The 17133-nt window shown below is 67.3% G+C and carries 13 protein-coding genes; 4 read left to right on the top strand and 9 right to left on the bottom strand.

Annotated features, from left to right (window positions below):
• The 9 genes from ubiB to LPA45_RS02065 form a co-directional block, all read right to left on the bottom strand.
• Complete coding sequence (ubiB, locus tag LPA45_RS02105; RefSeq protein ID WP_116317088.1) at nucleotides 1–1578, bottom strand: ubiquinone biosynthesis regulatory protein kinase UbiB; 1578 nt, start codon at nucleotides 1576–1578, stop codon at nucleotides 1–3.
• Nucleotides 1579–1653: 75 nt separating this feature from the next.
• Nucleotides 1654–2334, bottom strand: coding sequence for an SCP2 domain-containing protein (locus LPA45_RS02100; RefSeq protein ID WP_116317087.1), 681 nt, complete (start codon nucleotides 2332–2334; stop codon nucleotides 1654–1656).
• A gap of 141 nt (nucleotides 2335–2475) precedes the next feature.
• Entirely contained in the window at nucleotides 2476–3468 is a 993-nt protein-coding gene (locus LPA45_RS02095) for a Tim44 domain-containing protein (protein ID WP_116317086.1), read from the bottom strand.
• 62 nt (nucleotides 3469–3530) lie between these two features.
• Nucleotides 3531–4262, bottom strand: a complete 732-nt coding sequence (ubiE, locus tag LPA45_RS02090) for a bifunctional demethylmenaquinone methyltransferase/2-methoxy-6-polyprenyl-1,4-benzoquinol methylase UbiE (protein WP_317923649.1) — start codon at nucleotides 4260–4262, stop codon at nucleotides 3531–3533.
• A gap of 30 nt (nucleotides 4263–4292) precedes the next feature.
• On the bottom strand, nucleotides 4293–4718 hold the full coding sequence (locus tag LPA45_RS02085) for a DUF971 domain-containing protein (RefSeq protein ID WP_317923650.1): 426 nt from the start codon (nucleotides 4716–4718) through the stop codon (nucleotides 4293–4295).
• Between the two features lie 95 nt (nucleotides 4719–4813).
• Nucleotides 4814–6679, bottom strand: a complete 1866-nt coding sequence (locus tag LPA45_RS02080) for an ABC transporter ATP-binding protein/permease (protein WP_116317813.1) — start codon at nucleotides 6677–6679, stop codon at nucleotides 4814–4816.
• A 131-nt stretch (nucleotides 6680–6810) separates the two neighbouring features.
• Nucleotides 6811–7248: an HIT family protein gene (locus LPA45_RS02075; protein WP_367394862.1), complete on the bottom strand. Its 438-nt coding sequence runs from the start codon at nucleotides 7246–7248 to the stop codon at nucleotides 6811–6813.
• A 9-nt stretch (nucleotides 7249–7257) separates the two neighbouring features.
• Nucleotides 7258–11232, bottom strand: a complete 3975-nt coding sequence (locus LPA45_RS02070; RefSeq protein WP_367394861.1) for a DUF3683 domain-containing protein — start codon at nucleotides 11230–11232, stop codon at nucleotides 7258–7260.
• A 180-nt stretch (nucleotides 11233–11412) separates the two neighbouring features.
• Nucleotides 11413–11991, bottom strand: a complete 579-nt coding sequence (locus LPA45_RS02065; RefSeq protein WP_116317081.1) for a YqaA family protein — start codon at nucleotides 11989–11991, stop codon at nucleotides 11413–11415.
• Between the two features lie 341 nt (nucleotides 11992–12332).
• Between LPA45_RS02065 and LPA45_RS02060 the strand changes: the two genes are divergently transcribed.
• From LPA45_RS02060 to LPA45_RS02045, 4 genes are all read left to right on the top strand, one after another.
• Nucleotides 12333–12830 (top strand): (2Fe-2S)-binding protein, encoded by a 498-nt coding sequence (locus LPA45_RS02060; protein WP_367394860.1) that lies wholly within the window; start codon nucleotides 12333–12335, stop codon nucleotides 12828–12830.
• A gap of 12 nt (nucleotides 12831–12842) precedes the next feature.
• Entirely contained in the window at nucleotides 12843–15218 is a 2376-nt protein-coding gene (locus LPA45_RS02055) for a xanthine dehydrogenase family protein molybdopterin-binding subunit (RefSeq protein ID WP_116317079.1), read from the top strand.
• Between the two features lie 23 nt (nucleotides 15219–15241).
• Entirely contained in the window at nucleotides 15242–16042 is an 801-nt protein-coding gene (locus LPA45_RS02050) for a xanthine dehydrogenase family protein subunit M (protein ID WP_317923654.1), read from the top strand.
• A 190-nt stretch (nucleotides 16043–16232) separates the two neighbouring features.
• Nucleotides 16233–17129, top strand: a complete 897-nt coding sequence (locus tag LPA45_RS02045; RefSeq protein WP_317923655.1) for a MoxR family ATPase — start codon at nucleotides 16233–16235, stop codon at nucleotides 17127–17129.
• The last annotated feature ends 4 nt before the right edge of the window (nucleotides 17130–17133 follow it).

Here is a 17133-nt window from a genome sequence, read left to right as displayed (position 1 = left end):
CTACCAGTAGCCGCCCCAGGCCAGCACGTGCGTCAACACGATGCCGGCGACAAAGCCGCCCACCAGCAACAACGCCGTGCCCAGCAGCCGGTTGGTGCGGCGCTGCTCGGCCACCAGCTGCGCCAGCAGCTTGTCGTTCTCGCCGTTGCCGGCCAGCGCGCGGCGCTCCAGGAACTGGTGTGCCAGGCGCGGGAAGTCAGGCAGCATCTTGGCCCACTGCGGCGCCTCCACCTTGACCCGCTCCCAGGCGCCCTTCCAGCCCACCTGCTCGTACATCCAGCGCTCCAGGAACGGCTTGGCGGTCTTCCACAGGTCCAGGTCAGGGTCGAGCTGGCGGCCCAGCCCTTCAATATTGAGCAGCGTCTTCTGCAGCAGCACCAGTTGCGGCTGGATCTCGACATTGAAGCGGCGCGAGGTCTGGAACAGGCGCATCAGCACCATGCCCAGCGAGATTTCCTTGAGCGGCTTGTCGAAATACGGCTCGCAGCAGGCGCGCACCGCGCTTTCCAGCTCTTCCACGCGGGTTTCGGGCGGCACCCAGCCGGATTCCACGTGCAGCAGCGCCACGCGGTGGTAATCGCGGCGGAAGAAGGCGATGAAGTTCTGCGCCAGGTAATTCTTGTCGAACTCCGACAGCGCGCCGACGATGCCGAAGTCCAGCGCGATATAGCGGCCGAAGGACTCCGGCTGCACCGACACCAGGATGTTGCCCGGGTGCATGTCGGCATGAAAGAAGCCGTCGCGGAATACCTGGGTGAAGAAGATCTCGACGCCCTCCTCGGCCAGCTGGTGCATGTCGACGCCGGCCGCCTTGAGCGATTCGGTGCGCGAGATCGGGATGCCGTGCATGCGCTCCATCACGAACACCGAGCTGCTGCACCAGTCCCAGAACACTTCGGGCACGAGCAGCAGGTTGGTATCGGCAAAGTTGCGGCGCAGCTGGCTGGCATTGGCCGCCTCGATCATCAGGTCGAGTTCGTCGTGCAGGTATTTGTCGAACTCGGCGACCACCTCGCGCGGCTTCAGGCGCTTGCCGTCGGCCCAGAAGCGCTCCAGCCAGGTGGCCATGTCGCGCATCAGTGCCAGGTCGCTGTCGATCACCGGCAGCATGCCCGGGCGCAGCACCTTCACCGCGACCTCGCGGCCATGGTTGGGGCCGCCCTTGAGCGTGGCGAAGTGGACCTGCGCGATCGACGCGCTGGCGACCGGCTGGTGCTCGAAGGTCTCGAACAGCGCCGAAATCTGGCGGCCCAGCGAGCGCTCGATGATCTTCACCGCCACCACCGAGTCGAACGGCGGCACCTGGTCCTGCAGCTTGGCCAGCTCATCGGCGATGTCGGGCGGCATCAGGTCGCGCCGCGTCGACAGGACCTGGCCGAACTTGACGAAGATCGGCCCCAGCGCCGTCAGCGCCCGCCGCAGGCGCTCGCCGCGCGGCATGTCGAGCTTGCGCCCGATGGTGATGACGCGCACCAGGAAACGGATCTTGCGGTTGCTGAAGCCGGAGAGCACCAGCTCGTCCAGGCCGTAATAAAGGATGACGAAGATGATCTTGCCAAGGCGCAGGAGGCGGGTCATTCGGGAGTCTTCTCGGGGCCGGGGCGGGCAGTCAGGGTAGCGGTTGGCACAGGATGGATGCGGGCGCGGCCGCGCTCAACGGTGCGGCGACGGCAGTTGGCCGGGCGTGGCGGGGGTGGTTGGCACGGAGGCGCGCTCCAGCTTTTCCAGCCGCTTCTCCAGCCGCGCCAGGCTGTCGCGCAGCTGGCCCACGTCGGCGCCGAAGGCGTCCAGCGCGGCGTGGCGCACCAGCGTCGGCTGCTCGTCCAGCAGGTAATCGGTGACGTTGTCGACCAGCGCACGGCCGACGCGCATGGCCTGTTCGTGGACCTGGCGCGCGCCGCCGACCACGCGCTGCGCCACGCTGTCGCTGAGCGGCCCGCCCATGATGCCGCGCAGCGCCAGGGACAGGTCTTCCTCGGCATCCCAGCGCAGGTTGCGCGCCAGCGCCGACACGGTATTGGCCAGCTCGGCATCGCCTTCGATGCGCACATGGCGCATGGCCGCGGCCTGGCCGCCTTCGGCGACATCGGCGGCAACCAGCGGCCACTGCTGCACCGGCACGCGCAGCGTCACCGCCGGGGCCTCGGCTTCCGGCGCCAGCTCGGTACCGCCGTGCTCGGTCACCTTCAGCGACAGCACGAAGGCGGCGGCATCGAAGCGGATCACGCGCCCGGCAAACGGCACGAGCTGGTTGCGGGCCCACGGCTCCTGCTCGAGCAGGTGGTTCAGTGCCGAGATCGCGGGAGTGGCCAGGGCGGAAGGCAGAGTGTTCATGGCAGCGCGGTTTGGCTGGCGGTGAGGCATCCGGCGAGGTTTGCACGCCGGGCGCCCAAATACAAAAAGGCCCACGCTTTCACGTGGGCCTCCATTCTAAGCTACTCCCCCGGGCGCATCACTCGCCACGGAGGCGCGGCATCACGACTCCTGCTGGATGCCGGCCAGCAGCCAGCCGCCGGTGCCGGTCGCCGGCTTGGCCAGGTTCCAGACTTCGGCGAACGGCTGCGCCACCTCGCCGGCCTTCTCGCGGATCATGCCCGAGAAGCGAACGCTGGCGATATGCTGCGACGGCGTCGATTCGATGCCGAGCAACTGGCCTTCCAGCGTGACCACGTCGGTCTTGTTGACCTCGGCGCCGCGCTCGGACAGGTCCATCTTGATCTCGGCGAACATCTCAGGCGTGGTGAACTCGCGGATGTCGTCGAGGTTGCCGGCGTCCCAGGCTGCCTGCAGGCGCACAAAGTGGACCTTGGCGTTGCGCAGGAAGTTTTCGGTGTCGAAATCGGCCGGCACGCCCCACGGCTGCTGGGCCACGGCACCCGCCGCGACCGGCGCGGCTGCGGCGCCCTGCATCATCGGGGTGGCTGCCGGCGTGCTCTCCGGCGTGTTCAGCGGCTGGCGCAGCATCGGCTCGGCGCTGCGGCCCATGCCGCCGGCATTGCCGGCACCCGCCGCACCGGCTGCACCCGCGTATGCCGGCTGGTGGCTGCGCTGGCTGCCGCCGCGGAACTTGCGGATCAGCCAGATCACCGCGAAGGCGACGATCGCGATCAGGATCAGGTTGGACAGGAAGCTCAGCGCCGCGCCGCCCAGGCCGAAGTGCGACAGCAGCCAGCCGATACCAAGGCCGGCGGCGATGCCGCCCAGGATGCCGCCCCAGTTACGCTTGGGCGCTGCGGCCGCTGCCGCGCCGGCTGCCCCGGCCGTAGCCGGTGCCGCCTGTTGTGCAGGCTGCTGCGCTTGCTGGGTCGGCGAGGTAGGCTGCGTCTGCTGGCGCTGCGTGACCGATTCAGACTGCTTGCCCACGCTGCGCGAGCCGCCCATGCGCTTGGCCTCGGCGTCCAACGTCATCCCGAAGGCCAGCGCCGTTACCAGCGACCCCACCAGGAATTTTCCACGAATTGACGACATATGCTGTTATCCCCTGTCAGTTTCACCCATGTGTGGGCGAGGCATGGCGATTTCAAGTGTTCTTAATACTTCCGCCCGACGTGGAGCGCCACCACTCCGGCCGTCAGATTGAAGTATTCGACATTTTCCAGGCCCGCATGTTCCATTAAGCGTACAAGTGAGACCTGGTCTGGATGCATTCTGATCGATTCCGCGAGATAGCGATAGCTGGGGGCATCCCCTGCCACGCGCTCGCCCAGCCAGGGCAGTACCTTGAAAGAATAGACGTCATACGCCTTCTCCAGCGGTTTCCACACCTTGGAGAACTCTAGCACCATGACCTTGCCACCCGGCTTGACCACGCGGCGCATCTCGGCCAGCGCGGCGTCCTTGTGCGTCATGTTGCGCAGGCCAAACGCCACCGTGACCAGATCGAAGTAGTTGTCGGGGAACGGGATCCTCTCGGCGTCGCACAGCGCCACCGGGGTCACGATGCCCTTGTTCAGCAGCCGGTCGCGGCCGACGCGCAGCATCGACTCGTTGATGTCTGTCAGCCAGACCTGGCCGGTCGGGCCGGCCTGCTTCGCGAATGCCTTGGCCAGGTCGCCGGTGCCGCCGGCGATGTCCAGCACCTTGTGGCCGGGCCGGACATTGGCCTGGGCAATGGTGAACATCTTCCACAGCCGGTGCATGCCGCCCGACATCAGGTCGTTCATCACGTCATACCTGCTCGCCACCGAATGGAACACGCCGGCGACCTTGTCGGCTTTTTCCGTTTCGTCGACTTTCTCAAACCCGAAGTGGGTTTCACTCATTTCTCAGACTCCAGGATTGTCGGGGGCGGCTCAATGGTGGTGGCCGCAGCCGTGGCCGCCGGCAGCGCCGGCGCCAGGCATGGGGGTATCGCGATCGACGCCGGCGGCTTCCAGGCGCTTCAGGTAGTCCTGCCACAGCGCGTCCTGCTGGTCGCCCAGCCGGTACAGCAGTTCCCACGAATAGATGCCGGTGTCGTGGCCGTCGCTGAAGCGGATCAGGATGGCGTAGTTGCCCACCGGCTCGACGGCACTGATGACGACGTCGCGCTTGCCGGTCTGCAGGATTTCCTGGCCGGGGCCGTGGCCCTGCACTTCCGCCGATGGCGAATACACGCGCAGCAGCTCGAACGGCAGCCGGAAGCTGCGGCCGTTGTCGAAGCCGACCTCCAGCACGCGCGATTGCGTATGGACGGTCAGTGCGGTGGGATGGGGGGTGTCTTTGTCCAGGCCTGCCATGATGATTCGCGGCCCGGGTGACGGGCGCTCTCTCTATATAGGAATCCGGCGCGGCGACACGACGAGCGGCGCCCCAGGCGCCGCCTCGCGCCGCATCACGCTTCGCTTACGACCCGATAGCTTACCCCAGGCTCGCCGGCTTGCGCAGCCCGCGCCGCCTCCCCATCCTGCGGCACATAGCGCAGGCGCCGGCCGTGGAAGGCCGCCACCGTGCTGCGGTGCGCAATGCTGACGATGGCCGCGTCCGGCAGCGACTCCACCATCAGCCGGTACATCACGCCTTCGGTGTCTTCGTCGAGGGCGCTGGTGGCTTCGTCCAGGAACAGGTAGTCGGGCTTCTGCAGCAGCGCGCGCGCGAACGCCAGCCGCTGCTGCTCGCCCGGGGACAGCCGCAGCGACCAGTTGTCGAACACGTCGAGCTGGTCGGTCAGCGCCGCCAGCCGCGCCTGGCGCAGCGCCACCTGCAGGGCTTCCGAGCTGTGCTCGGTGCCGGCATCGGGGTAGGCCAGCGCGTCGGCAAGGGTGCCGATCGGCAGGTAGCTGCGCTGCGGCAGGAACAGCATGCGCTTGCCCTCGGGCATGGTCACGGTGCCGCTGCCATAAGGCCAGATGCCGGCGAGCGCGCGGAACAGCACGCTCTTGCCGCAGCCTGACGGGCCGCTCACCAGCCAGCGCTCGCCCGGCGCGACCGACAGCGAGAACGGCGCGACCAGCGGGCGCTGGCCGACGGCGCTGCCGCGGGCGGCGCGCACCGGCAGCGCCAGCGCCAGGCCGTCGATCACGATGCCTTCCTGCGGCTTGCCGGTATGCTCGACCTCGACGTCGCGCGTGCCGCCGGGGGCCTGGTCCTGGCGTTCGGCCACGCGGATCGCTTCCTGGAAATCGATCAGGCGGTTGGCCGCGGCCTTCCAGCCCACCAGCGTGGCATAGCTGTCGACGAACCACGACAGCGCCCCCTGCACCTGCCCGAACGCCGAGCTGGTCTGCATCAGCCCGCCCAGCGTCATCTTGCCGGCGAAGTAGCGCGGCGCCGCCACCAGGATCGGGAAGATGATGGCGAACTGCGCATAGCCGGAGCTGACAAAGGTCAGCCGCCGCGTATAGCGCATCAGCTGGTTCCAGTTGGCGCGGATGCGGTCGAAGCGCGCGCGCAGGCCGGCCTGCTCGGTCGGCTCGCCGCGGTACAGCGCCACCGGCTCGCTGTTCTCGCGCAGGCGCACCAGCGTGAAACGGAAATCCGCTTCGTACTGTTCCTGCTGGAAATTCAGCCCGATAAGCGGGCGGCCGACCACGTGCGCCACCAGCGAGCCGATCACCGCATAGCCAGCCGCGAACCAGACCATATACCCGGGGATGGTCCACTCGGTGCCGCCCAGCGCAAAGCTGATCGGCCCGGACACCGTCCAGAGGATGCCAACGAACGACAGCAGCGTCACCACCGAGTTGAGCAGCCCGAGCGACAGCGACAGCGCGCCGTCGGTGAACTGGCGCAAGTCGTCAGCGATCCGCTGGTCGGGGTTGTCGGTGGTATGGGTCTGCTCGATGCGGTAGTAGGCCTGGTGCCCGAGCCAGTGGCCCATGAAGCGGCCGGTCATCCAGGTACGCCAGCGCATCTGCAGCATCATGGTGTAGTACTGGCGCGAGATCGCCGCCACGATGAAGAACGCCGCGATCCACGAGAACCGCAGCAGCAGCACCTTGAACGAGGCGTAGTCGCGCTGCTCCAGCGCGTTGTAGAACACGCGGTTCCACTCGTTGAGCAGCACGTTGATGTAGACGATGCCCAGGTTGAGCACGACCACCAGCGCCAGCAGGCCGAGGCCGGCGACGCGATCGTCGGATTTCCAGTAGGGCTTGATCAGCGCCCAGGTCGCGGCCATGCGCAGCCGGCTCTGGATCTTGAGGGCCTTGGCAGGAACGGCAGGGCCCGGTACGGTGACGGAAGTCGGGGTCGAGGACATAGCGGCAGCTTTCTGGCCCGCCAGCGGGATGCGTGGCCGGGCATGTTGTTCTCGTGCCGCGGCGCGCGGGCGCGACCGCGGCGGCAACAGCATTCAGACGGTTGCAGGCCGGCGCGGGTTCCACGCCCGCTTCAGGCGTCGTTGGCTTCGATCAGCGAAAGTGCCGTACGCAGCGCCGGCAGCCGGCTGGCCAGCTCCTGCACGCGCACGCTGTCCGCCGCGCGCTGCGGCGCCGCCCAGATCGCCTCGGGGAAATGCGTGTCCCAGCGGTAGCGCGGAATGATGTGCCAGTGCAGGTGCGGCACCATGTTGCCGAACGCCGCCAGGTTGACCTTGCCGGGCGCCATCACCTCGCGCACCACGCGCTCCACGCGCGCCACCAGCCGCATCAGCCAGGCCTGGTCGGCCTCGTCGAGGTCGGTCAGTTCTGCCACGTGGTCGTTCCAGACGATGCGGCAGAAGCCGGGGAAGCGGTCATGCTCGACCAGGATCAGGCGGGCGCGGTCGCCCATCCAGACCAGTTCGCCGCCGTCGGTTTCGCAAAGCGGGCAGTTCGGAGAACGCGTCATGGCGATGGCTTACACCAGCACCCGCTCGATGCCACCCGCATTGGCCTTCGCCACGTACTCAGGCATCCAGTTCTCTCCCAGCAGGTGCTTGGCCATCTCGATCACGATGTAATCCGCCTGCACCGACGCATCTTCCTTGTAGCGCGACAGACCCTGCAGGCACGACGGGCAGCTGGTCAGGATCTTGACGTCGCCGGTAAAGCCGTCGGCGCGCAGCTTGTCGGCGCCCCTGGTCATTTCCTCTTCCTTGCGGAAGCGGACCTGCGTCGAAATGTCAGGACGCGTCACCGCCAGCGTGCCCGACTCGCCGCAGCAGCGCTCGTTCTTCTCGATCTTGCCCAGCCCCGCGTTGCCGCCCATCAGGTCGTTGACCAGCTTGGTCGGGTCCATGGTCTTGATCGGGGTGTGGCAGGGATCGTGGTACATGTAGCGCGTACCGGTCACGCCCTCCAGCTTGACGCCCTTCTCCAGCAGATACTCGTGGATATCGATGATGCGGCAGCCGGGGAAGATCTTCTCGAATTCATACCCGGCGAGCTGGTCGTAGCAGGTGCCGCAGCTGACCACCACGGTCTTGATGTCGAGGTAGTTCAGCGTGTTGGCCACGCGGTGGAACAGCACGCGGTTGTCGGTGACGATCTTCTCGGCCTTGTCGTACTGGCCGCTGCCGCGCTGCGGATAGCCGCAGCACAGGTAGCCCGGCGGCAGCACGGTCTGCACGCCGACGTGCCACAGCATCGCCTGCGTCGCCAGCCCGACCTGCGAGAACAGCCGCTCCGAGCCGCAGCCCGGGAAGTAGAACACCGCTTCCGATTCCGGCGTGGTCGCCTTCGGGTCGCGGATGATCGGCACGATCTCGTTGTCTTCGATGTCGAGCAGCGCGCGCGCCGTCTTCTTGGGCAGGTTGCCCGGCATCTTCTTGTTGATGAAGTGGATCACCTGCTCACGTACCGGCGGCTTGCCCACCGTGGCGGGCGGATGCGCGGTCTGCTTCTTCGCCAGCTTCTTCAGCACCTCGTTGCCCAGGCGCTGCGCCTTGTAGCCCCAGTCGATCATGACCTTGCGGGTCAGGTTGATGGTCTCGGGGTTGGTGGCGTTCAGGAAGAACATCGACGCCGCCGTGCCGGGGTTGAACTTCTTCTGCCCCATCTTGCGCAGCAGGTTGCGCATGTTCATCGACACGTCGCCGAAGTCGATCTTGACCGGGCACGGCGTCACGCACTTGTGGCACACGGTGCAGTGGTCGGCCACGTCGGAGAACTCGTCCCAGTGCTTGACCGAGATGCCGCGGCGGGTCTGCTCTTCATACAGGAAGGCCTCGACCAGCAGCGAGGTCGCCAGGATCTTGTTGCGCGGGCTGTACAGCAGGTTGGCGCGCGGCACGTGCGTGGCGCACACCGGCTTGCACTTGCCGCAGCGCAGGCAGTCCTTGACGCTTTCGGCAATGGCGCCGATGTCGCTCTGCTGCATGATCAGCGACTCGTGCCCCATCAGGCCGAACGACGGCGTGTAGGCATTGCGCAGATCGGCGCCAGGCAACAGCTTGCCCTTGTTGAAGCGGCCCTGCGGGTCGACCTTGGCCTTGTAGGCGCGGAAGTCGCCGATCTCTTCCTCGGTCAGGAACTCCAGCTTGGTGATGCCGATGCCGTGCTCGCCCGAGATCACGCCGTCCAGCGAACGCGCCAGGTCCATGATGCGGGCCACCGCGCGGTGCGCGTCCTGCAGCATGTCGTAGTCGTCGGAGTTGACCGGGATGTTGGTGTGCACGTTGCCGTCGCCGGCGTGCATGTGCAGCGCCACGAAGACGCGGCCGCGCAGCACCTGCTTGTGGATCTTCTGCGCCTCGTCCAGGATCGGCTTGAATTCGCCGCCGTTGAAGATCTTGCGCAGCTCGGCGCGGATCTCGTTCTTCCACGACACGCGGATGGTGCGGTCCTGCAGCAGGTGGAACACGTTGGCGTCCGGCTGCTGGTGCAGCCGCGCCTCGAACTCCTGGCCCAGCAGCCCCAGCCCATGCCCGATCAGCGAGGCCCTGGCCTGCGCCAGCGGCGTGTCCAGGTGGTCCTGCAGATAGCGCCAGCGCGCGCGGATCTCGCGCAGCAGTGTCAGCGCGTGCTGCACGCGGTCTTCCAGCAGCTCGGCGCTGGGGATCTCGTTGGCGTCGTCGCTGCGGCCCAGCGGCAGGTTGCCGCGCGCGAAGAACGCTTCCAGCGCGTCGACCAGCTGCAGCTTGCTCTTGATCGACAGCTCGATATTGATGCGCTCGATGCCGTCGGTGTACTCGCCCATGCGGTTGAGCGGGATCACCACGTCTTCGTTGATCTTGAAGGCGTTGGTGTGCCGCGCGATGGCGGCGGTACGCGAACGGTCGAGCCAGAACTTCTTGCGCGCCTCGGGGCTGACGGCGATAAAGCCTTCGCCGCTCTTGCCGTTGGCCATGCGGATCACTTCCGAGGTGGCGCGCGCCACGGCGTCTTCATCGTCGCCGACGATATCGCCGATCAGCACCATCTTCGGGAAGGCGTTGCGCTTGCTCTTGGTGGCGTAGCCGACCGCGCGCAGGTAACGCTCGTCCAGGTGCTCCAGGCCTGCCAGGATGGCGCCGCCGGGCTTCTTCGTCTCGGCGTCGAGGAAGTCCTTGATCTCGACGATGCTCGGGATGGCGTCGCGCGCCTGGCCGAAGAACTCCAGGCAGACCGTGCGGATGAACTTCGGCATGCGGTGCAGGATCCAGCGCGCGCTGGTGATGATGCCGTCGCAGCCTTCCTTCTGCACGCCAGGCAGGCCGGCCAGGAATTTGTCGGTGACGTCCTTGCCCAGGCCTTCCTTGCGGAACTTGCGGCCCTCGATCGCGAGCGTCTCGGTGCGCAGCACCTTCTCGCCCGGGGCGCGGTTGCCGTCCGACCACTTCAGTTCGAAGGTGGCCACCGGCACGTCGTGGATCTTGCCCAGGTTATGGTCCAGCCGGGTGATTTCCAGCCAGTTGCCCTCCGGGTCCACCATGCGCCACCAGGCCAGGTTGTCCAGCGCGGTGCCCCACAGCACGGCCTTCTTGCCGCCGGCGTTCATGGCCACGTTGCCGCCGATGCACGAGGCATCGATCGAAGTCGGGTCGACCGCAAAGACAAGTCCGGCCTTGTCGGCCGCATCGGCCACGCGGCGCGTCACCACGCCGGCGCCGGAGAAGATGGTGGCGACCTTGTGCGGCACGCCCGGCAGGTCGGTCTGCTCGACCGGCCCCAGCTGTTCCAGCTTCTCGGTATTGATCACCGCGCTCATCGGCGTCAGCGGCACGGCGCCGCCGGTATAGCCGGTGCCGCCCCCGCGCGGGATGATGGTCAGGCCGAGCTCGAAGCAGCCCTTGACCAGGCCAGCGATCTCTTCCTCGGTATCCGGGGTCAGGACGACGAACGGGTATTCCACGCGCCAGTCGGTGGCGTCGGTCACGTGCGACACGCGCGACAGGCCATCGAACTTGATGTTGTCTTTCTGGGTGACCTTGCCCAGCACGCGCTGCGCGCGCTTGCGCAGGTCATAGGCGGCGGCGAATTCGTTCTTGAAGTCCTCGATCGCCTGCTTGGCAAAGGCGACCAGCTGCTCCACGCGGTGCGAACGATCCTCGGCGGCGGGCTCGGCGTGCTCGGCACGGTCGGCGGCGCGGCGCTTCTCGATCTCGTTCAGGCGGTGGTGCAGCGCGCTGACCAGCATCTGGCGGCGCTTTGGATTTTCCAGCAGGTCGTCCTGCAGGTAGGGGTTGCGGCGAACCACCCAGATATCGCCCAGCACTTCGTACAGCATGCGGGCCGAGCGGCCGGTGCGGCGCTCACTGCGCAGCTCGTCCAGGATGCGCCAGGCTTCCTCGCCCAGCAGGCGGATGACAATCTCGCGGTCCGAGAAGGACGTGTAGTTATAAGGAATTTCACGCAGGCGCGGCGGGGCGTCCTGCGCGGCGAGCTTGGCGTCGAGCACGAGTGGGGCGTTCATGGGGGGACCGCTTCCTGCTGCGCACGGGGACAGTGCGCGAATCGTTCATTAAAGGGCGATTGTACTGCAAGGCCCGGTTTCGCCGCATTGCAACAAAGCGGAATCCTTGTCGGAACAAGGGATTAGGCGTGACCCGGCGGTGCCTGCATCACATGAAATAGGCTTCACGGCGCACTTTTATCAGAAGAATGACTTGACCGTTTGCGCAATGTTCTGCCAAAAACTGTCGGGAATCCATAGCAGGCTGGCAGTCATTGCCAGGTAGCGCAGGAACTTGCCAACCGCCATCCAGGCCAGGCTCGGCCAGAACGACAAACGCAGCCAGCCGGCCAGCGTGCACAAAGGATCACCGATCCCCGGCAGCCACGAGAGCAGCAGCGTGGGCGGACCCAGCCGGCGCATCCAGCGGAAATACTTGGCATCGAGCTTGGGCTTGGGCGGCTTGCGCGCGTGCTTCCGGTGCTGTTCGTGCTCCAGTTCGTGCTCGCGCGCCCGGCGCCGCAGGTGGTAGCGCACCAGCGCCAGCTTGGCCGCGTAGCCCAGCCACCAGTCGATCGCGCCGCCCACGGTATTGCCGGCGGTGGCCACCAGGACTGCCGGCCAGAACATCTCGGGATTTAACTTGACGTAGCCGAACACAGCCGGTTCCGAGCCCAGCGGCAGCAGCGTGGCCGACACCAGGCTGACCACGAAGATCGCGGGCAGGCCCACCTTGGGCAAGGCGACGGTTTGAAAGAGCCAGTCGAAGAAGGCTTCCATGTCGGGGCAGGCGGGAGGGCCGGGCCATTCTAGCAGCGGCCCAGCCGCTCCGAGGCGAGGCCCCTACCCCGGATGGGGCGCGGGCAAACCTCATGGCACCTGTTACGGATTTGTGATTAACTGTTAGAGCCTGTCGCGGCCAAACGTTCGCCGGCCGTGCCAAAGCGCCGGCCGCAGCGTTCGCTGGCGCACCCAGAGCAGTTGCAGCGGCAGCACCAATATCACGAAATAGCCGTCCTATAGCCGTCTTAAGCGGCAGTACCGCGTCGTGGCCAGTCCCGCGCAGTTGCTTTCGGGATCTGGGAATTGGTCATGCGCGTCCACCCCACATGGAGACAAGCATGGCGATTCCGATCCGCCTGACGGTCAACGGCAAGCCCGTTGACGCGCAGGTAGAACCCAACACCCTTCTGGTCCAGTTCCTGCGCGAACAGCTGCGCCTGACCGGCACCCACGTCGGCTGCGACACCGCGCAGTGCGGCGCCTGCACGGTCCACCTGGATGGCCGGGCGGTCAAGTCGTGCAACATCCTGGCGCTGCAGGCGGACGGCGCCACCGTGACCACCATCGAAGGGCTGGCCGGTGACCGGGCTGGCAATGGCCTGCACCCGATGCAGGAAGCCTTCCGCGACTGCCACGGGCTGCAATGCGGTTTTTGCACGCCGGGCATGGTGATGAGCGCGACCGCGCTCGTCCAGGAGCATCCCGGCGCCGACGCCGCCACCATCCGCGCTCACCTGGAAGGCAACCTGTGCCGCTGCACCGGTTACCACAACATCGTGCGTGCGGTGCAGCAAGGCCAGGCGGCCATGCAAGCCACGGCCGCCAGCGCTGAATAAGGGGGAGACGCCATGAACGCACCCGAGAGCCAGCGCCTGGTGGGCGCACCGGTCAAGCGCAAGGAAGACTTCCGCTACCTGACCGGCAACGGCCAGTACACCGACGACATCGTGCTGCCGCAGCAAAGCTACGCGTATTTCCTGCGCTCGCCTTATGCGCATGCTCGCATCCGTTCGATCGACAAGACCGAGGCGCTGGCCGCGCCCGGCGTGATCGCCGTGCTGACCGGCGATGACCTCGCCGCCGACAAGGTCGGCGGCCTGCCCTGCGGCTGGCTGATCCACAGCATCGACGGTTCGCCGATGAAAGAGCCGCCGCACCCGGTCATCGCCCAGGGCAAGGTGCGCCACGTGGGCGACCAGGTGGCGCTGGTCATCGCCGAGACGCTGCAGCAGGCGCGCGACGCCGCCGAGAAGATCGAGGTCGACTACGAAGAGCTGCCCGCCGTGGTCCGCGCCGCCGATGCCGCGTCGGCATCGACGCTGGTGCACGACGACGTGCCGGCCAACACCTGCTACACCTGGGGCCACGGCGACAAGGCCGCCACCGATGCCGCCTTCGCCAAGGCCGCGCACGTGACCACGCTGGAGATCGTCAACAACCGGCTCATCCCCAACGCGATCGAGCCGCGCGCGGTCAACGCCAGCTATGCGCGCCAGGACGACAGCTACACCGTCTACGTCGCCAACCAGAACCCGCACGTCGAACGCCTGCTGATGGGCGCGTTCGTGCTGGGGCTGCCGGAATCGCGGCTGCGCATCATCGCGCCCGATGTAGGCGGCGGCTTTGGCTCCAAGATCTTCCTGTATCCGGAAGACGTCGCGCTGACCTGGGCCTCGAAGAAGGTCGGCCGACCGGTCAAGTGGACCGCGGACCGTTCCGAGTCCTTCCTGACCGACGCGCATGGCCGCGACCACGTGACCAGGGCAGAGCTGGCGCTCGACGCTGACGGCAAGTTCCTGGCGATGCGCGTGCATACGGTCGCCAACATGGGCGCGTACCTGTCGACCTTTGCCAGCAGCGTGCCGACCATCCTGTATGCGACGCTGCTGGCCGGCCAGTACTCGACCCCGGCGATCTATGCCGAGGTCAAGTCGGTGTTCACCAACACCGCGCCGGTCGACGCCTACCGCGGCGCCGGGCGGCCCGAAGCCACCTTCGTGGTCGAGCGGCTGGTCGAGACCGCCGCGCACGAGCTGAATACCGACCCGGCCGAACTGCGCCGCAAGAACTTCATCCGCCAGTTCCCGTACGCCACGCCGGTGGGCCTGACCTACGACACCGGCGACTACGAGCCGTGCCTGGCGCGCGCGCAGGAGCTGGCCGACGTCAAGGGCTTCCCGGCCCGGCGCGATGAGGCGAAGCAGCGCGGCAAGCTGCGCGGCCTCGGTTATTCCTGCTACATCGAAGCCTGCGGCCTTGCGCCGTCCAACATCGCCGGCGCATTGGGCGCACGCGCCGGCCTGTTCGAAGTCGGCGAGATCCGCGTGCATCCTACCGGCACCGTGACGGTCTTCACCGGCTCGCACAGCCACGGGCAGGGACACGAGACCACCTTCGCGCAAGTGGTGGCCGACCGCCTCGGGCTGCAGCTCGACCAGGTCGAGATCGTTCACGGCGATACCGGCCGCGTGCCGTTCGGCATGGGCACCTACGGCTCGCGTTCGCTGGCGGTGGGCGGCTCGGCCATCGTCAAGGCGCTCGACAAGATCGAGGCCAAGGCCAAGAAGATCGCCGCGCACCTGCTGGAGGCATCTGACAGCGACATCGAGTTCAGCGACGGCGTGTTCCGCGTGGCCGGCACGGATCGCACCAAGACCTTCGGCGAAGTCGCGCTGAGCGCCTACGTGCCGCACAACTACCCGCTCGACAAGCTGGAGCCCGGCCTGAACGAGAACGCGTTCTACGACCCGACCAACTTCACCTATCCATCGGGCGCCTACGTCTGCGAGGTGGAAGTCGATCCTGACACCGGCGAGTCGCAGGTGGTCAAGTTCACCGCGGTCGACGACTTCGGCAACATCATCAACCCGATGATCGTCGAAGGCCAGGTGCATGGCGGCATCGGCCAGGGGCTGGGCCAGGCCATGCTGGAGCAGTGCGTGTACGACAACGACAGCGGCCAGCTGCTGACCGGTTCCTACATGGACTACGCCATGCCGCGCGCCGGCGACCTGCCCGACTTCACCGTCGAGACCGCCAGCGGCACGCCGTGCACCCACAACCCGCTGGGCGTGAAGGGCTGCGGCGAGGCCGGCGCGATCGGGTCACCGCCCGCGTTCATCAACGCGCTGATCGATGCGCTGTCGCCGCTGGGCGTAAAGGACATGCAGATGCCCGCCACGCCGCACCGCGTGTGGCAGGCGATCCAGGCCGCCCGGCCCTGACCCGTACCGCAAAGGAAACCGACATGTACGCATTCAACTTTGAACGCGCCGCGGATGCCAAGGCGGCGGTGGCCAAACTCAAGGCCGATCCCGATGCCAAGTTCCTTGGCGGCGGCCAGAGCCTGCTGGCGGCGATGAAGCTGCGGCTGGCGTCGCCCTCCACGCTGGTGGACGTGGCACGCATTCCCGGCATGGCCGAAATCCGCGTCGACGGCAAAGAGATCGTCATCGGCGCCGCCGCGCGCCATGCCGACGTGGCCGAGAACGCTGAGGTGCGCCAGCGCATTCCCGCGCTGGCGGCACTGGCCGGTGGCATCGGCGACCGGCAGGTGCGGGCGATGGGCACCCTCGGCGGCGCGCTGGCGAATGACGATCCGGCGGCCTGCTACCCGGCGGCCGTGCTGGGGCTGGGCGCTACCGTGGTCACCGACCGGCGCAGCATCGCGGCGGATGACTTTTTCAGGGGGCTGTATGAGACCGCGCTGGAACCGGATGAGCTGATCACCGCAGTGCGCTTTCCCATCCCGGATCAGGCGGCTTATGTGAAGTTCCGCAATCCGGCGTCGCGCTTTGCGCTGGTGGGGGTGATGGTGGCGCGCTCCGGCAATACGGTGCGCGTGGCGGTCACCGGCGCTGCCGACAGTGTGTTCCGTTGCCAGCCGCTGGAGCAGGCGCTGTCGGCCAACTTCAGCGCGCAGGCGGCGCGTGGGGTGAAGGTCGATGCAGGGAAGCTGAATACGGACCTGCATGCGTCGGCGGAGTACCGGGCTCATCTGATTCCGGTGCTGGCGGCAAGGGCGGTGGAGGCGGCGGTGAAGGGGTAGCGTTTCTCCACTGCCGCATATTGTCTCCCCTCTCCCGCCCGGCGGGAGAGGGGTCGGGGAGAGAGGGCCCGCGCCTGAATCAGGCGTTATCGAGGGCGAACCTCCTGCCCTCTCCCCTGCCCCTCTCCCGCAAGCGGGAGAGGGGAGCAAACCGACGGCGCGCTAGAGCGTCGGCACATACAAACGCTTCATGCTCCCCACCTCCATCGACGACACCCTCGCCAGACTCGAACACCAGCAATACTTCGCCGACCGCGAAACCGCCACGGTGCTCTACCTTGCCCTGCGCATGCAGCGCCCGCTGTTCCTCGAAGGCGAGCCCGGCGTCGGCAAGACCGCGCTGGCACAAGCCATGGCGGGCGTGCTCGGCACCCGTCTGCTGCGGCTTCAGTGCTATGAAGGACTCGATGCCGCGAGCGCGCTGTACGAATGGGACTACCCCCGCCAGATCATGGCGCTGCGCCTGGCCGAAGCCCGCGGCGAGCGGCCCGAGGCGCAATCGCTGTACCACGACGACTACCTGCTGAAGCGCCCGCTGCTGGAGTCGCTGCTGCCCGACCCCGCCGCGCCGGGCGTGCCACGCGTGCTGCTCATCGACGAGATCGACCGCGCCGACGAACCCTTCGAAGCCTTCCTGCTCGAAGTGCTCTCCGAATTCCAGGTCTCGATCCCCGAGATCGGCGTGATCCGCGCCGAGCGTCCGCCGCTGATCGTGATCACCTCCAACCGCACGCGCGAGGTCCACGACGCGCTCAAGCGCCGCTGCCTGTACCAATGGGTCGGCTATCCGGACCGCGACCGTGAATTGCAGATCGTGGCCGCGCGCGCACCCGAGGCCGCCGCGGCGCTGCAGGCGCAGGCGATCGACTTCGTGCACCGGCTGCGCGGCATCGACCTGTTCAAGGCGCCCGGCATTGCCGAAGCCATCGACTGGTGCCGCGCGCTGGCGGCGCTGGGGGTGACCGAGCTCGACCCGCAGTCGGTGCGCGACACGCTCGGCGTGCTGCTCAAATACCAGGACGACCTGGCGCGCGTCGACGGCCCCACCGTGGCGGAACTGCTGGCGGGCGCCGCGCCGGGAGGCTGAACCG

Origin of the sequence: Cupriavidus sp. Agwp_2 (assembly GCF_040784895.1) — a bacterium.
Lineage (GTDB): Bacteria > Pseudomonadota > Gammaproteobacteria > Burkholderiales > Burkholderiaceae > Cupriavidus.
The sequence above is the reverse complement of the archived record's forward strand: the minus strand, read 5'-3'. Positions and strand labels throughout refer to the sequence as shown.

Bases quoted from the DNA above. Each gene is read 5' to 3' on its own strand.
- ubiB (WP_116317088.1), bottom strand. From the start codon at position 1,578: ATGACCCGCCTCCTGCGCCTTGGCAAGATCATCTTCGTCATCCTTTAT.
- LPA45_RS02100 (WP_116317087.1), bottom strand. From the start codon at position 2,334: ATGAACACTCTGCCTTCCGCCCTGGCCACTCCCGCGATCTCGGCACTG.
- LPA45_RS02095 (WP_116317086.1), bottom strand. From the start codon at position 3,468: ATGTCGTCAATTCGTGGAAAATTCCTGGTGGGGTCGCTGGTAACGGCG.
- ubiE (WP_317923649.1), bottom strand. From the start codon at position 4,262: ATGAGTGAAACCCACTTCGGGTTTGAGAAAGTCGACGAAACGGAAAAA.
- LPA45_RS02085 (WP_317923650.1), bottom strand. From the start codon at position 4,718: ATGGCAGGCCTGGACAAAGACACCCCCCATCCCACCGCACTGACCGTC.
- LPA45_RS02080 (WP_116317813.1), bottom strand. From the start codon at position 6,679: ATGTCCTCGACCCCGACTTCCGTCACCGTACCGGGCCCTGCCGTTCCT.
- LPA45_RS02075 (WP_367394862.1), bottom strand. From the start codon at position 7,248: ATGACGCGTTCTCCGAACTGCCCGCTTTGCGAAACCGACGGCGGCGAA.
- LPA45_RS02070 (WP_367394861.1), bottom strand. From the start codon at position 11,232: ATGAACGCCCCACTCGTGCTCGACGCCAAGCTCGCCGCGCAGGACGCC.
- LPA45_RS02065 (WP_116317081.1), bottom strand. From the start codon at position 11,991: ATGGAAGCCTTCTTCGACTGGCTCTTTCAAACCGTCGCCTTGCCCAAG.
- LPA45_RS02060 (WP_367394860.1), top strand. From the start codon at position 12,333: ATGGCGATTCCGATCCGCCTGACGGTCAACGGCAAGCCCGTTGACGCG.
- LPA45_RS02055 (WP_116317079.1), top strand. From the start codon at position 12,843: ATGAACGCACCCGAGAGCCAGCGCCTGGTGGGCGCACCGGTCAAGCGC.
- LPA45_RS02050 (WP_317923654.1), top strand. From the start codon at position 15,242: ATGTACGCATTCAACTTTGAACGCGCCGCGGATGCCAAGGCGGCGGTG.
- LPA45_RS02045 (WP_317923655.1), top strand. From the start codon at position 16,233: ATGCTCCCCACCTCCATCGACGACACCCTCGCCAGACTCGAACACCAG.